This window comes from Natrinema salsiterrestre, assembly GCF_029502005.1.
Taxonomy (GTDB): Archaea; Halobacteriota; Halobacteria; order Halobacteriales; family Natrialbaceae; genus Natrinema; species Natrinema salsiterrestre.
On the sequence record NZ_JAMQOT010000002.1, the window covers coordinates 714,372 to 728,153 of the forward strand.

General features: G+C 65.3%; 15 protein-coding genes. 10 read left to right on the forward strand and 5 right to left on the reverse strand.

The features are described 5' to 3' along the window. Positions 1 to 107 precede the first annotated feature (107 nt). From mfnA to NDI89_RS09095, 3 genes are all read left to right on the forward strand, one after another. The gene (mfnA, locus tag NDI89_RS09085) at positions 108 to 1,193 is read left to right on the forward strand and encodes a tyrosine decarboxylase MfnA (protein ID WP_277521212.1); all 1,086 of its coding nucleotides are present in this window, start codon (positions 108 to 110) and stop codon (positions 1,191 to 1,193) included. A 183-nt stretch (positions 1,194 to 1,376) separates the two neighbouring features. Next, on the forward strand, positions 1,377 to 3,494 hold the full coding sequence (gene metG, locus NDI89_RS09090; protein WP_277521317.1) for a methionine--tRNA ligase: 2,118 nt from the start codon (positions 1,377 to 1,379) through the stop codon (positions 3,492 to 3,494). 158 nt (positions 3,495 to 3,652) lie between these two features. Beyond that, positions 3,653 to 4,417, forward strand: coding sequence for a potassium channel family protein (locus NDI89_RS09095; RefSeq protein ID WP_277521213.1), 765 nt, complete (start codon positions 3,653 to 3,655; stop codon positions 4,415 to 4,417). A 150-nt stretch (positions 4,418 to 4,567) separates the two neighbouring features. On the opposite strand, the gene NDI89_RS09100 is transcribed toward NDI89_RS09095, so the two are convergent. After that, on the reverse strand, positions 4,568 to 4,855 hold the full coding sequence (locus NDI89_RS09100; RefSeq protein WP_277521214.1) for a GYD domain-containing protein: 288 nt from the start codon (positions 4,853 to 4,855) through the stop codon (positions 4,568 to 4,570). A gap of 134 nt (positions 4,856 to 4,989) precedes the next feature. Here NDI89_RS09100 and pyk point away from each other — a divergent pair, with 134 nt between their 5' ends. The 5 genes from pyk (at position 4,990) to NDI89_RS09125 (ending at position 9,348) form a co-directional block, all read left to right on the forward strand. Next, positions 4,990 to 6,747 carry a pyruvate kinase gene (gene pyk, locus NDI89_RS09105; RefSeq protein WP_277521215.1) on the forward strand — a complete coding sequence of 586 codons (1,758 nt, stop codon included), beginning with the start codon at positions 4,990 to 4,992 and terminating at the stop codon, positions 6,745 to 6,747. 71 nt (positions 6,748 to 6,818) lie between these two features. After that, positions 6,819 to 7,151, forward strand: coding sequence for a DUF7312 domain-containing protein (locus tag NDI89_RS09110; protein ID WP_277521216.1), 333 nt, complete (start codon positions 6,819 to 6,821; stop codon positions 7,149 to 7,151). Between the two features lie 62 nt (positions 7,152 to 7,213). Beyond that, positions 7,214 to 7,573 carry a hypothetical protein gene (locus NDI89_RS09115; protein WP_277521217.1) on the forward strand — a complete coding sequence of 120 codons (360 nt, stop codon included), beginning with the start codon at positions 7,214 to 7,216 and terminating at the stop codon, positions 7,571 to 7,573. Positions 7,574 to 7,634: 61 nt separating this feature from the next. Then, positions 7,635 to 8,888, forward strand: a complete 1,254-nt coding sequence (locus NDI89_RS09120; protein WP_277521218.1) for a tRNA (N(6)-L-threonylcarbamoyladenosine(37)-C(2))-methylthiotransferase — start codon at positions 7,635 to 7,637, stop codon at positions 8,886 to 8,888. A 94-nt stretch (positions 8,889 to 8,982) separates the two neighbouring features. After that, a complete protein-coding gene (locus NDI89_RS09125) occupies positions 8,983 to 9,348 on the forward strand; it encodes a helix-turn-helix domain-containing protein (protein WP_277521219.1) in 366 nt (121 codons plus the stop codon). Positions 9,349 to 9,433: 85 nt separating this feature from the next. Here NDI89_RS09125 and NDI89_RS09130 read toward each other — a convergent pair whose 3' ends face one another. Continuing rightward, positions 9,434 to 9,913, reverse strand: coding sequence for a redoxin domain-containing protein (locus NDI89_RS09130; RefSeq protein WP_277521221.1), 480 nt, complete (start codon positions 9,911 to 9,913; stop codon positions 9,434 to 9,436). Positions 9,914 to 10,027: 114 nt separating this feature from the next. Between NDI89_RS09130 and NDI89_RS09135 the strand changes: the two genes are divergently transcribed. Continuing rightward, the gene (locus tag NDI89_RS09135) at positions 10,028 to 10,264 is read left to right on the forward strand and encodes a glutaredoxin family protein (protein ID WP_277521222.1); all 237 of its coding nucleotides are present in this window, start codon (positions 10,028 to 10,030) and stop codon (positions 10,262 to 10,264) included. Positions 10,265 to 10,284: 20 nt separating this feature from the next. Here the strand turns inward: NDI89_RS09135 and NDI89_RS09140 are convergent, their stop codons facing one another. Both NDI89_RS09140 and NDI89_RS09145 read right to left on the reverse strand, forming a co-directional pair. Further along, positions 10,285 to 10,689, reverse strand: coding sequence for a cupin domain-containing protein (locus NDI89_RS09140; RefSeq protein ID WP_277521223.1), 405 nt, complete (start codon positions 10,687 to 10,689; stop codon positions 10,285 to 10,287). A gap of 215 nt (positions 10,690 to 10,904) precedes the next feature. Continuing rightward, the gene (locus NDI89_RS09145; RefSeq protein ID WP_277521224.1) at positions 10,905 to 11,444 is read right to left on the reverse strand and encodes an HIT family protein; all 540 of its coding nucleotides are present in this window, start codon (positions 11,442 to 11,444) and stop codon (positions 10,905 to 10,907) included. Positions 11,445 to 11,696: 252 nt separating this feature from the next. Here NDI89_RS09145 and NDI89_RS09150 point away from each other — a divergent pair, with 252 nt between their 5' ends. Further along, a complete protein-coding gene (locus NDI89_RS09150; RefSeq protein ID WP_226005297.1) occupies positions 11,697 to 11,897 on the forward strand; it encodes a DUF7835 family putative zinc beta-ribbon protein in 201 nt (66 codons plus the stop codon). Between the two features lie 122 nt (positions 11,898 to 12,019). On the opposite strand, the gene map is transcribed toward NDI89_RS09150, so the two are convergent. After that, the gene (gene map, locus NDI89_RS09155) at positions 12,020 to 12,919 is read right to left on the reverse strand and encodes a type II methionyl aminopeptidase (RefSeq protein ID WP_277521225.1); all 900 of its coding nucleotides are present in this window, start codon (positions 12,917 to 12,919) and stop codon (positions 12,020 to 12,022) included. Between the last annotated feature and the right edge of the window lie 863 nt (positions 12,920 to 13,782).

A 13,782-nucleotide genomic window follows, 5' to 3' on the forward strand; every position in this document is an offset into this window, starting at 1 on the left:
GTAAGACCGACGTTCGACGGGTGAATATCCGGTTTCCGATCGGAGAGAGTGCGCGGAACTCGTCAACAAACACAACTCATAAGCCGACGACCGTTTACGTTCGTGATATGCAATCCGAGCCGCAAGCGTTCGACCGGGTTCTCTCGTCGATGTGTACGGACCCCCACCCGGCGGCGCGCGACGCGGCGGAACGGTTTCTCGCGACGAATCCCGGCGATCCCGGGAGCTACCCGGCCGTCGCGGCGCTCGAGGACGACGCGATCGAGCTGTTGAGCGATATTGCGGGTCTCGACGAGCCGGCGGGCTACATCACGAGCGGCGGCACGGAGGCCAACATTCAGGCCGTTCGAATCGCTCGCGAGCGGGCCGACAGCCGGACGCCGAACGTCGTCATGCCCGACTCGGGCCACTTCAGTTTCCGGAAGGCGGCCGACCTGCTCGGCGTCGAACTCCGGATCGTCCCCACCGACGACGACCACCGGGCCGACCTCGCGGCCGTTCGGTCCGCCGTCGACGACGACACCGCCGCGGTGGTCGGCGTGGCGGGAACGACCGAGTACGGCCGCGTCGATCCGATTCCGGAACTCAGCCGGCTCGCCCGGTCGGTCGACGCCACCCTCCACGTCGACGCCGCGTGGGGCGGCTTCGTCCTCCCCTTTACCGACTACGACTGGCACTTCGGCCACGCCGCGGTCGACACGATGTCGATCGACCCCCACAAGATGGGACAGGCCGCGGTTCCCGCGGGGGGACTGCTCGTTCGCTCGCCCGACCTGCTCGACGAACTCGCGGTCGACACGCCCTACCTCGAGTCGACCTCGCAGGCGACGCTGACGGGAACCCGTTCCGGCGCGGGCGTCGCGAGCGCCGTCGCCGCGATGGAGGAACTGTGGCCCGAGGGCTACCGCCGCCAGTACGGCCGCTCCCAGAACAACGCCGAGTGGCTCGCCGACGCCCTCGAGAAGCGCGGCTACGCGGTCGCCGAACCCGCGCTGCCGCTGGTCGCGGCCGACGTGCCCCGGTCGACGTTCGATGCGCTGCGGGCCAATGGATGGCGGATCTCGCGAACGGCGACCGGCGAACTGCGCGTCGTCTGTATGCCCCACGTCAGCCGCGAGATGCTGGCCTCGTTTATCGGTGATCTGGACCGGCTCGAGGTCCGTGCGAGCGTGCCGGTCGCGAGTGACGACTGAGGGAGTATACCCGAAGAGGGCAGACGCTGGTGGGACGGACCGGCAGTCCCCGCTCGATCGACTGGGAGAGGCGAGGAGTCTCCGATCGTGTGAGCGTCACTACCTGATGCGGTGGGGCGCAAGGGAACGATTTCGGCGATCGAAACCGGCGGGTTTTACGCCCGCGAGCGCAACGTGACGAGCATGAGCCACGACGAGTTTCCGACGGACGAACCCGCCGTCGTGACCTGCGGGTTGCCCTACGCCAACGGCGACCTGCACATCGGTCACCTGCGGGGCTATATCGGTGCAGACGCGTTCAACCGCGCGCTCGAGACGCTCGGCCAGGAATCGATCTACGTCTGCGGGTCGGACATGCACGGGACGCCGGTCGCCGTCAACGCCGAACAGCAGGGCGTCGATCCGGAGGACTTCGCGCTGGACTGGCACGAGCAGTACGAGGAGACGTTCCCGAAGTTCAACGTCGACTTCGACAACTACGGTCACACCCACGACGAGACCAACACTCAGCTGACCCGGGAGATCGTCCGCACGCTGGACGACGAGGGCTACATCTACGAGAAGGAGATTCAGGTCGCCTACGACCCCGAGGCCGACCAGTACCTCCCCGACCGCTACGTCGAGGGGACCTGCCCCTACTGCGGCGCGAAGGCCCGCGGCGACGAGTGCGACGAGGGCTGTCAGCGCCACTTAGAGCCGGGCGAAGTCGAGGATCCGACGAGTACGATCACCGGGAACGCGGCCGAATACCGCGAGCGGACCCACAAGTTCTTCGAGGTCTCCGAGTTTACCGACTTCCTGACCGAGTTCCTCGACGGCCTCGAGGGCACCTCGAACGCGCGCAACCAGCCCCGGCAGTGGATCGAGGACGGCCTGCAGGACTGGTGTATCACGCGGGACATGGACTGGGGGATCGACTATCCTGACGACGAGACGGACGATGAGGACGACCTCGTCCTCTACGTCTGGGTCGACGCCCCGATCGAGTACATCTCGAGCACGAAGCAGTACTCCGAACGCGTCGGTACGGACGAGTACGACTGGGAGCAGGTCTGGAAGGGAGACGGCGAGATCATGCACGTCATCGGCCGGGACATCATTCAGCACCACGCGATCTTCTGGCCGGCGATGCTCGAGGGCGCGGGCTACAACAAACCGCGCGGGATCGCCGCGACCGGCTTCATCACGATCAACGGCAAGGGGCTCTCGACGAGCCGCAATCGCGCGATCTGGGCGAAGGAGTACCTGGACGAAGGGTTCCACCCCGACCTGCTTCGGTACTACCTGACGACGACGGGCGGACTCCAGCAGGACGTCGACTTCTCGTGGGACGCCTTCCAGGAGAAGGTCAACGGCGAGCTCGTCGGCACCGTGGGCAACTTCTGGTACCGCTCGCTGCTCTTCGCCTACCGGAATTTCGAGGGGACGCCGGAGGCGGACGTCTCCGAGGAGGTCAAAGCGCGCATCGAGGACGCCATCGCAGACGTGCGCGAGAGTGTCAACGACTACTCCATGCGCGGGGTCGGGCAGGCCGCCACGGGACTGGCCCAGTTCGGCAACGAGTACATCCAGCGCAACGAGCCCTGGAAGCTCACGGACGACGATCCGGAAGAGGCGGCACAGGTCATCCGCGACTGCGTCCAGATCGCCAAGGCCGTCGGCGTCCTCATCGAGCCGATCACACCCGACAAGGCACAGGCGCTGTGGACACAGATCGGCGAAGACGGCGAGATCGCGGACGCCCGCCTCGAGCACGCGCTCGAGGCCCCACCGCGGACCTTCGACGAACCCGGCGAGCTCTTCGAGAAGATCGAGGACGAGCGGGTCGAAGCGCTCACGGCGAAACTCGAGGAGCGCGTCGAAGCGGCGTCGGACGACGACGAGGAATCCGACGCCGATGCGGCCGAAACCGAAAGCGACGACACCGACGCGAGCGAATCCGAGGGTATGACGGACACGGATGACCTCGAGGCGCTGGCCGAGGACCGAATCGGTTTCGACGACTTTCAGGAACTCGATATCCGCGTCGGTCGGATCGAATCGGCCGAGGGGATCGAGGGCGCGGACGACCTCGCGCGCCTCGAGGTCGACATCGGCTTCGAGACGCGACAGGTAGTCGCGGGGATCAAGCAGCTCCACGATCTCGACGAGCTGCCGGGCGAGAAGTGCGTCCTGCTGGCGAACATGGAGAAGGCGGAACTGTTCGGCGTCGAGTCCAACGGGATGATCCTCGCGGCCGGCGAGGAGGCGGACCTGCTAACGACTCACGGCGACGCCGACGTCGGCGAGAAAATCAAGTAGACGCCTCCTCGGCTCGAGGACGAGTGTTTTTTCACCCAAACGTTTTGTTCTACTGCAGATTAGGACACATTCGTCCGTTCTTTCGCCGATTGATAACCGAACATGCATTAAAAATCCACGCAAATAGATATTTGTAATCGGAACTCCAATCGCCGTGTGTGACCCCCGGTATCACACCTCACTTCGGTGATCGGCCGGTTTTGCGCCGGACGCTGACACCGATCGGCGTTTTCGCCGCGATCGTCGTTGCGGGGATTACGGGCTTTGCAGCGCTCGGAAACGTCGGATTCGTGGAGGCAGCGTTCTGGCTGGTCGATCTGACGAGCATCGATCTGCACTTCGAGGCACATGCCGGCCCCGAGCGCGCGACGAAGGCCTACGCCGTCCTGGTAACCGGCGGGCTCGTCCTCTCGGGGCTGTGGATCGGTGAAACGGTCGTTACCGAACTGTTCGGGGGACGAATTCCAGCGGAGGTATCACGAGCAACGATGCAACGACGAATCGAAAACACTGACCGACACGTCATCGTTTGTGGCTACGGAATGTTCGGACGAACGATCGCCAACCGACTCGCGGAGGCGGGTCAGGCGGTCGTCGTCATCGAGATAGACGCGGACAATGCGGATCGAGCTCGAGAGGACGGGCACCTCCTCGTGAAGGGCGACGCGAGACAGGAACAGGTACTGCGAGCCGCCGGGGTGGATCGATCGACCAAGCTGGTCGCAGCGATCGACGACTCGAACGTCAACATCCAGATCGCGATCGTCAGCGGAACGGCCACGTCAGCTCCCGACATCCTCGTTCGCGTCGGCGACGAGATGTACGAGTCCGTCGCGAAGGAAGCCGGTGCCGACGAGGTCGTCATCCCCGAAGTCGTCAGCGGCGAACAGGTCATCGGGCTGCTCGAGCGGCCAGCAGACTGACTCGAAGCGCGCGTGGCTCGAGTTCGATTCGGGTGCTGCCGCCGGACCGGAACCGAGAGCAGCGATACCGTCCGCGGAGAGTAACGAGCCGATCTCGGATCGGTCGGTCAATACCTCGGGCCGAAGCGGCTGCTCTCGAACGCCGACCGATCAGATCTCGTCGACGACGTCCGAGAAGTCGTCGGTGTCGACCACCTCCATCGTGTTCCCCTCGAGGCCGTGCCGGTGGAGCGTCAGTGCAGACTTGAACGCCGCTTCGCTGTCGTCGGTCTCGAAGACGATGAGGAAGTCGTACTCCCCGAGCGCGGCGTAGGAGTCGCGGAGTTCCGCGCCGTGAGTCTCGAACTCCGTCCTGATCTCGCCCCAGATCGTCGCGAGTTCCTGTGCGTTCTGGACGTCCCGGTCGACGAGATCGACGAGCGTCGCGTAGGTCGGCATGTCGGACTCGACGGCCGGTCTATGGAAAACGGTTGACGTGGCGAGCGACGGGACCGACCGCGGCCGGATCGAGACTGGTACTCGAACGCGAGTAAGTGACTATCTTTTAGGCGATGCTGCCGGTAGGGCCCGGTATGAGAAACGCGAAGATCGTCTGTACGCTGGGGCCGGCGTCGAACGACCGGGGAACGATCCGGGAGCTCGCCGAAGCCGGAATGTCCGTCGCGCGGCTGAACGCGAGCCACGGGAGCCGGGAGGATCGCGCCGAACTGATCGATCGCGTCCGGGCGGTCGACGAGGAGCGAACGGAACCCGTCGCGATCATGCTCGATACGAAGGGGCCGGAGATCCGGACAGCGCCGCTGCCGGAGGGCGAGACGGTGACGCTCGAGACCGGCTCCGAAGTTCGGTTCGTCGAGGGCGAGGAGGCGACGCCGGAGACGGTCGGCCTCTCGGTATCGATCGACGCCGTCGAGCCCGGGGACCGCGTCCTGCTCGACGACGGGCTGATCGAGGCGACCGTGCTGGACCACGAGGGCGACGGGGTTCGCGCGCGCATAGACACCGGCGGCGAGCTGAGCAGCCGGAAAGGGGTCAACGTTCCCGGCGTCGAACTCGACCTCGACGTCGTCACCGAGAAGGATCGCGCGGACCTCGAGCTGGCCGCCGAGAAAGGTGTCGACTTCGTCGCGGCGAGTTTCGTCCGGGACGCCGAGGACGTCTACGAGGTCGGCGAGGTTCTCGAGGAGAACGATGCCGATATCCCGATTATCGCGAAGATCGAACGCGCCGGCGCGGTGGAGAATCTAGACGAGATCATCGACGCCGCCTACGGCGTGATGGTCGCGCGGGGCGACCTCGGCGTGGAGTGTCCGATGGAGGACGTGCCGATGATCCAGAAGCGAATCATTCGGAAGAGCCGCGAGGCAGGGCGGCCGGTCATCACGGCGACGGAGATGCTCGATTCGATGGTCCACGCCCGCAGACCGACGCGCGCAGAGGCGTCCGACGTCGCCAACGCCGTCCTCGACGGCACCGACGCGGTCATGCTGTCGGCCGAGACCGCCGTCGGCGATCACCCCATCGAGGTCGTCGACGCGATGGACAGCATCATCCGCGAGGTCGAACGCTCCGAGGAGCACGCCGAGTTGCTCGAGCAGCGCGTGCCGGCCTCCGGCGAGGCGCGGACGGACGCGCTGGCGCGGTCGGCGCGGTTCCTGGCGCGGGACATCGGCGCGGACGCGGTCGTCGCCGCGACCGAATCCGGCTACACGGCGCTGAAGACGGCGAAGTACCGGCCCGGCGTCCCGGTCGTCGCCTCGACGCCGAGCCAGGCGGTCCGCCGCCAGCTCGCGCTGACGTGGGGCGTAACGCCGCTGTACGCGCCCGTCTCGGATCAGGGTGCCGACGCCGTCGTCGAGAAAGCGGTGCAGGCCGCACTGGACGCCGGCGTCGCCGAGAGCGGGGACACCGTCGTCGTCCTCTGCGGGATGATGACCGACCTCGAGGGGGCCAACACGACGAACATGCTGAAGGTCCACGTCGCGGCGGACGCGCTGACGACCGGACAGGTAGTTGTCGAGGGCCGGGCGACCGGACCCGTCGTTCACGTGAGCGACGGCGACCTCTCGGACGTCCCCGACGGGGCGATCCTCGCGTTGCCCACCGACTTCGACGAGGAGTTCACCGGGGAGACGAGCCGAATCGCCGGTATCGTCAACGCCGAGCGGGGGATGACCGGGTATCCGGCGATGGTCGCCCGCGAACTGGGGATTCCGATGATCAGCGACGCCGAGGTCGGTGGCCTCGCGACCGGAGACGTCGTCACCGTCGACGCCGAGCGCGGCGTCGTCTACGGCGGCGATATCGAGGGGCGTCCGGAACGACCCTGAGCGAGCGTCGCGACTGACCGGTCCCGCGATCGGACCGCGGGTTTTTGACTCCGGGAGCGTTACGACGGTGTATGGCAGGCGACCGGTCCGGGAACGACGACGCGACCGACGACCGATGGAACGAGCGGTCGGCGACGGAGCCGGACGTCCGGACGACGACCGACTCGAGCGAAACGGACTCGAGCGACGCCGAGCGGGATCGGATCCCGCTCGACCTCTCCGGCTCGGATGCCGACGACGGGTCGGCGGACGACGAGACGAGCGAGGCGGACGAATACGCACCCGAGGCGAGTTCGACGCCGATCGAGGCCGGCGATCCCGACCTCGAGAACGCGCTGTTCGTCGCCCTCGGAGCGATCGCGATGGTGCTCGTCCTCGTCAGACTGGTCGGGATCTCGCTGTGAGGGACTCACGGGGGGCAAACGCGAGTTCGATCGCCCCGAAGACCCAGGAGCGATAAGCACCGATGCGCGTCAGACACTACATCTACGATTCGGAGCGCGCCGAGGCGCACGTCGACGACGTCCTCGAGCGACTATCGAGTCGCGACGAGGGGATCGAGTATCTGGACGTCGCCGCCGCGGACGACCGGGACGACGCGATTCGGGAGGCGATGTTGACGGTTCGCGAGTCGGTCCGGATCGGGACGAGTCCGGACGGAATTTACGACGACGACGGAAACCCGGACTTCTCAGCCGGCGTCCTCGTGACGCAGGAGCCGACCGGCCGCCGGGGGCTTTCGGTCGGTCGGGCGGCGCTCGAGGCGCTGGACGAAGAGGCCGACTCCGACGTCGGGGAGGGCGGTGCCAGCACCGGCGAGCGGTAACGGACGGCGGGTCCGATCCGTCGCGCTTTTGATTCACCAGCCCCGAGTGCGTTGCAAGCGAATGGCCCGGTATCACATCGAAACGTACGGCTGCACGTCGAATCGCGGAGAGAGTCGCGAGATCGAGCGACGGCTCCGCGATGCGGGCCACTACCGGGTCGACGGCCCGGACGAGGCGGACGTCGCGATCCTCAACACCTGTACCGTCGTCGAGAAGACCGAGCGGAACATGCTCCGGCGGGCCGAGGAGCTGGCCGACGAGACCGCCGATCTCTTCATCACGGGCTGTATGGCCCTCGCACAGGGCGAGGAGTTCGCACGGGCGAACGTCGACGGGCAGGTGCTCCACTGGGACGAAGTGCCCGAGGCGGTCACCAACGGCGAGTGTCCGACGACGACCCCCGACGCCGAACCCATCCTCGACGGCGTGGTCGGCATCCTCCCCATCGCGCGGGGCTGTATGTCCGACTGCTCGTACTGCATCACCAAGCAGGCGACCGGCAAGATCGACTCGCCGTCGATCGAGGAGAACGTCGAGAAAGCCCGCGCGCTCATCCACGCCGGCGCGAAGGAAATCCGGATTACCGGCCAGGACACCGGCGTCTACGGCTGGGACGAGGGCGAACGCAAGCTCCACCGGCTGCTCGAGGCGATCTGCGAGATCGACGGCGAGTTCCGGGTCCGCGTGGGGATGGCCAACCCGAAGGGCGTCCACGGGATCCGCGAGGAACTGGCCGCGGTCTTCGCCGCGAACGACGAACTCTACGACTTCCTGCACGCGCCGGTTCAGTCCGGGAGCGACGACGTCCTCGGCGACATGCGCCGCCAGCACCAGGTCGAGGAGTACGTCGAGGTCGTCGAGACCTTCGACGACGCGCTCGAGTACTGGACGCTGTCGACGGACTTCATCGTCGGCTTCCCCACCGAGACCGACCGCGACCACGAACAGTCGATGGCCCTCCTGCGCGAGACCCGCCCGGAGAAGATCAACGTCACCCGCTTCTCGAAGCGGCCGGGAACCGACGCCGCCGACATGAAGGGCCTGGGCGGGACGCTCAAGAAGGAACGTTCGAAGGCGATGAGCGAGGTCAAGCGCGAGATCGTCCGCGAGGCCTACGCGGACATGGTCGGCGAGCGCCGCGAGGACTGCCTGGTCGTCGAGGAGGGAACCGCCGATTCCGTGAAGTGTCGCGATTCGGCGTATCGCCAGGTCATCGTCCAGCACGCGAGCGAGCACGGCATCGAACCCGGCGACTTCGTCGACCTCGAGATAACGGCCCACGAGACGATGTACGCGTTCGGCGAGCCGGTGTAAGGTCGCGGCGTCGGGACTATATCCGTGACGACCGATCCTCAGTTCTCGGGAATAATGGGAGACACCGAAGTGAGAGCTCGTCGAATCGGTATATATGAGCGATACAGTCGAACAACCGACCCGCTGTCCGCGGATCGAACGGGACGGAGAGATCGGGTGTGACCCCCATCGGATCGTGGAGCTGCTCAGCGACGACGACGCTCGAGCGGTGTATCTGTTCGTCGCGGAGCCGGCGACGGTCCGTGAGGTCTCCGACGCGCTCGACCTCCCGCAGTCGACGGCGTACAGAAAAGTCGAGAACCTGCAAGAGGCCGGCCTCATCTCACGGCTCAACGAGCGCTCGCGGACCGGAACCCCCGCACACTACGTGCAGGCCATGGATCGCGTGTCGGTGACCTACGACGACCCGCTCCGGATCGAGTGTGCGTGCAACGGAACCGTCCTGTACTGTGAGCCCTGACCGCCGCTCACGGACTCGTTTCACGGTCGTTTACGATGACGGCTGACTCGAGCGGACGGTATCCGAAGACAGCTGTCGCGTCTGGCTACAGATCCGCAACGGCGGCTTCGATCTCCTCGCGGGGAAGCGGGGAGATCCAGTCGTCCGCGACGAAGGCGTACTGTACCTCCCGGTCGGCGTCGACGACGAACGCGGACCGCCAGGGGGTCGACACGTTCGCCATGTGCGACCGCTCGGCGAGGAGGTCGAGGGACTCGCTGACCTCGCCGTCGACGTCCGCGAAGAACCGGAACTCCGGGTGATCGAGCCAGTTGAGGAACTCGTTTTGCGCGTAGGGACCGTCGCGGCTCACGCCGAGGACCGGCACGTCCTCGAACTCGTCCCAGCCGGCGCGGACGAACTGCTTCCACCAGTTCTGTGCGATCGCACTGAACGCGAACCCGGTAGAGACGAGGACACCGCCGCGAGCGCCGAGCGCCTCGGAGAGGGGCGTCGATCGGAACGTCTCGCCGTCGCAGAGGAGCGCTTCGAAGTCGGCAACGGTCTCGCCTGCAGTCGGTGGCATACGCGAGGACTGTCGCGTGACTACAAAAAGCTCCGTTCCGCGGCCGATCGTACCCCACGAGGGGAGACCGAATCGACACGTATCCTTTTGTCCGAGCGCTCCGTACCGCGTGCTATGGTAACGCTCTACCGCCTGGAAGGCTGTCCGTACTGTGAACACGTCGTGGACCGACTCGAGGAGCTCGACGTCGACTACGAGAGCGTCTGGGTCGAGGGGCTCCACTCGAAACGCAACGAGGTCAAGAGAGTATCCGGTCAGCGGCAGGTCCCGGTCATCGTCGACGAGGACCGCGGTGTGACGATGGCCGAGTCCGAACGGATCCTCGACTACCTCGATTCGACCCACGCCTGAGTTCGTCGTCGTTCCCGCGACTACTCCTCGTCGAGGCCGTGCGGATCGAGCCCGGGATCGTCGACCGCGGGCGCGCCGATCGCGAGGACCACGCCTTCCTCGTCGCCGACGTTCCGGTGGCCGTGCCCGATCTCCGGTTTGGCGATCCAGAACGTTCCCGGTCCGGCGTCGATGTACTCTTCCTCGCCCGACCGGCCGAGTTTCACCGAGAACTCGCCCTCGAGGACGTAGTAGAGCTCCTCCTGTTCGGCGTGTGCGTGGTACCGGATCTCCTCGCCGGGCTCGAAGTACCAGAGCTTGCAGTTGAGCGCGTCGGTCTCCAGGAACTCGTCGAGCGCGCGGATGCGCAGATCCGGCGGGACCTCGTCGACGTCGGAGAGGTCGGTGAGCGGTACGTCGTCCGTCTGGACCACTTTGTAGTCCATGCTACCGTCCATCACGTCAACAGTCACCAAAAGTGTCCCGTCGCCCGGTCCGGTTTGCTGGCTGTGCGATTACTGGGCCGTTCCGGCCGTCTCTCGGCGCTCGAGGCGGTCGGATTTGCGACGAGTGCCGAGATCGTCGGCTTCGATACGAGACGTCGACCCCGAGAAGGACGTGCAGAGAGGGGGTATTATGAGGCTATCCGCAGCGCGGGCCGCTATTCGAAGACGACCGCGCCGTCCTCGTCGGGAACGACCGCACCGTCCTGGGCGGCGAACGCGTCGCGGACGTGGTCGTAGGTCGCCTCGAGCGCCTCGACGATCACCGTCGTATCGCTGAGAACGGGCATGAAGTTGGTGTCGCCCTGCCACCGCGGAACGACGTGGGTGTGCAGGTGGTCGTCGATCGAGCCGCCGGCCCCGTCACCGAGGTTCAAGCCGGCGTTGAACCCGTCTGGCTCGAGGGCGGTCTCGAGCGCGTCGAACGTTCGCTGTTTCAAGCGGGCATGATCGAGGAGGATATCGTCCGCGAGAGCCCCGTACTCGCCGGTATGGGTTCGCGGGATGACCATCAGGTGTCCCGGGTTGTACGGGTAGTTGTTCAGCATGACGAACGCGTGCTCGCTTCGGGCGACGAGCAGGTTCTCTCGATCGGTCTCCCGCTCGGGCAGTTCACAGAAGGCGCAGTCCTCGATGTCGGGGTTCTTCTCCTCGCGTCTGATCCACTCGATCCGCCACGGTGCGAACACCTGGTCCATAGTCGATGGCACTCGAGGGTGACCTAAAGCGTTTCAGTCCGTCGCGCGGGACCGATACTCGTGGGAAGATTCCGATAAAACCATGCCACTGTAACGCATAATTTCGATATAAAGTCACGAAAACCGGATCTAAACGATATAGAACGTTTTCAGGGCGTTTCGCGGAGATGTCACCGCCCTCTTGCGTTTTTACGACTCAGCGTTCAAAATGAAGCGTGGGTTTAAGATAGGGCTACTTCTAGTAATTCAGTAATGGCAACGACTGACGACTCTGTCAACGGGATGACCGAGCACTGCGAGGACTGTGACCTGGAAACGCTCCACGAAGTCTCCGTCCAGATCAGAACCGAGAGCCTCAAAGAGGAGAACTCACAGTTCTCCCGCGAACCGTACCGCGTGAGCGAGTGCCAGCGATGCGGAAACCGCTCGAGCCAGCGGATGAACAACGCCTGATCGCGCCGCGAGTTCGAATCACCCTCCAGCGAACCGCCCTCGTTGCCCGGTCTCCCGTCTTTCTGCGTTTCTCCGCGACGCGCGTATTACCGATTGGGATGCCCGATAGCGGTGTGACGTAACTATTCTGCAGTCGTCACTTCACAGCCGTCTTCGGTGATGATGATCGTGTGCTCCTTCTGACTGACGAGCTTGCCGTCGTCTTCCTTGAGCACCGGATAGCCGTGGACGATGTCGTTGCGCTTGAGTCGGCGCAGCGCCATCTCGGCTCGGTCCGTCTCGAGCCATCGCGTCGCGAAGGGGAGCGTGCGGAACTCCTCGGTGATCTGTTCGAGGGCCTCGCGGGCCTGCCGGTTCCGGACGGTCCCCTCGCGCTCGAGCGAGAAGATTTCCTCGCTCGCGCCTTCGGACACCTTCCCGCCGCCGTCCGTCGCAAAGGGTTCGATTGCGACCACGTCGCCGACCTCGAGGGTCGTTCCCTGCGAGACGGCGCGGTTCGGGATGTTCGGCGCGGTGTGTTGCTCCCAGTGGCCCAGCCCGTGGCCGGTGAGGTTGACGACGGGGTTGTAGCCGTAGCCGTCGATCACCTCCTCGATCGTCGCACCGATTTCGCCGGTTCCGATGCCGGGCTCGATGATGTCGACCGCCGCCTCGAGGGCCTGCTCGGACGCCTCCGCCAGCTCGGGATTCCCGGAGAGATCGACGGTGATCGCGGTGTCGGCCAGCCAGCCGTCGACGTGGACGCCGATGTCGAGATTGACCATCTCCTCGCCGAAGGTCGTCTCGTCGCCGATCGACGGCGTCGCGTGGGCCGCCTCCTCGTCGATGGAGATATTGACGGGGAACGCGGGTCGACCGCCGAGTTCTCGGATCCGCTCCTCGGCCCACTCGGCGACCTCGAGGTGGCTCGCACCGACCTCGACGCGCTCGGCCGTTTCTTCGCGCACCTGTGCGAGGATCGCCCCCGCTTCGCGGTGTTTCTCGTACTGCTCGGACTCGAGGTCCACCTCGGATTCGGTCATGCTCCGGGGTTGGACAGGTCGACAAAAAGAGGTTCCGTCTCTCCGTCGGGGAAGCCGGTACCGGCCACGCGGTCGACGGTTCCGTTATAGTAGTCGTTGAAAGTCATTGCACTCCCGCTCGCACTCGAGCGGTGAGTAAATCGTTTCAACGACTACTATAGCCGCTCTCGACCCAGTTACACTCGGAACAGGTCGCGATTCCCTGAACGTTCGATACCGTCACGGCACACCGTGGACACTGCCGCGGGGCGTACTGCGGTGATCGAAGCATGAATCGGCCAATGCATACGTCGATAATAAAACCTCTCCACGACAATCGTCGAAGACTCGGAACGAGCGGTGTCGGCTGCGGATCGGAAACGAGGAACCAGTTCCTGAATCGACCGTTCGAAAAAGAAACGACGAGTAACGACGCCCCGATCGGTGAAACGGTCCCGACGGATTATCCCGCCCGCGGGTCTCGAGTGCGACTGGCGTGAGAGACGCCACCGATCAGGGCCGGTCGTCACGGGCACGCTGACGTCGGCTCGACCACCGTGATCGCCACCGGCGAGACGGCGAACGCGACTGCCGGTCCCGGCGGGTGGACCGTCGTCTCGAGGGTGACGGTCACGCGGTCGTTTTTCCCGCGCCCCGCGTTCTATCCGGACGCTATCGGGACCGACCGGCGTCCGGTCGAAAATGCTGATTTTGCGGCAATCGCGCCCTTCATTTAACGGATTTTTATATGTGCCACTGGGCGCTATTCTTGCCGTATCGGGCGTTCGAACGCGCGTTTTGGCCGCGTACGCACCGTTCGTGCCGACTGGGTATCGTTCAATGTTTGCCGCCCCGAGACGGAAATGGTAGACCTTTTACCCCCG

Coding starts and splice junctions, on each gene's coding strand:
- mfnA (WP_277521212.1), top strand. CDS start 108: ATGCAATCCGAGCCGCAAGCGTTCGACCGGGTTCTCTCGTCGATGTGT.
- metG (WP_277521317.1), top strand. CDS start 1,377: ATGAGCCACGACGAGTTTCCGACGGACGAACCCGCCGTCGTGACCTGC.
- NDI89_RS09100 (WP_277521214.1), bottom strand. CDS start 4,855: ATGCCGACCTACGCGACGCTCGTCGATCTCGTCGACCGGGACGTCCAG.
- pyk (WP_277521215.1), top strand. CDS start 4,990: ATGAGAAACGCGAAGATCGTCTGTACGCTGGGGCCGGCGTCGAACGAC.
- NDI89_RS09110 (WP_277521216.1), top strand. CDS start 6,819: ATGGCAGGCGACCGGTCCGGGAACGACGACGCGACCGACGACCGATGG.
- NDI89_RS09115 (WP_277521217.1), top strand. CDS start 7,214: ATGCGCGTCAGACACTACATCTACGATTCGGAGCGCGCCGAGGCGCAC.
- NDI89_RS09120 (WP_277521218.1), top strand. CDS start 7,635: ATGGCCCGGTATCACATCGAAACGTACGGCTGCACGTCGAATCGCGGA.
- NDI89_RS09125 (WP_277521219.1), top strand. CDS start 8,983: ATGAGCGATACAGTCGAACAACCGACCCGCTGTCCGCGGATCGAACGG.
- NDI89_RS09130 (WP_277521221.1), bottom strand. CDS start 9,913: ATGCCACCGACTGCAGGCGAGACCGTTGCCGACTTCGAAGCGCTCCTC.
- NDI89_RS09135 (WP_277521222.1), top strand. CDS start 10,028: ATGGTAACGCTCTACCGCCTGGAAGGCTGTCCGTACTGTGAACACGTC.
- NDI89_RS09140 (WP_277521223.1), bottom strand. CDS start 10,689: ATGGACTACAAAGTGGTCCAGACGGACGACGTACCGCTCACCGACCTC.
- NDI89_RS09145 (WP_277521224.1), bottom strand. CDS start 11,444: ATGGACCAGGTGTTCGCACCGTGGCGGATCGAGTGGATCAGACGCGAG.
- NDI89_RS09150 (WP_226005297.1), top strand. CDS start 11,697: ATGGCAACGACTGACGACTCTGTCAACGGGATGACCGAGCACTGCGAG.
- map (WP_277521225.1), bottom strand. CDS start 12,919: ATGACCGAATCCGAGGTGGACCTCGAGTCCGAGCAGTACGAGAAACAC.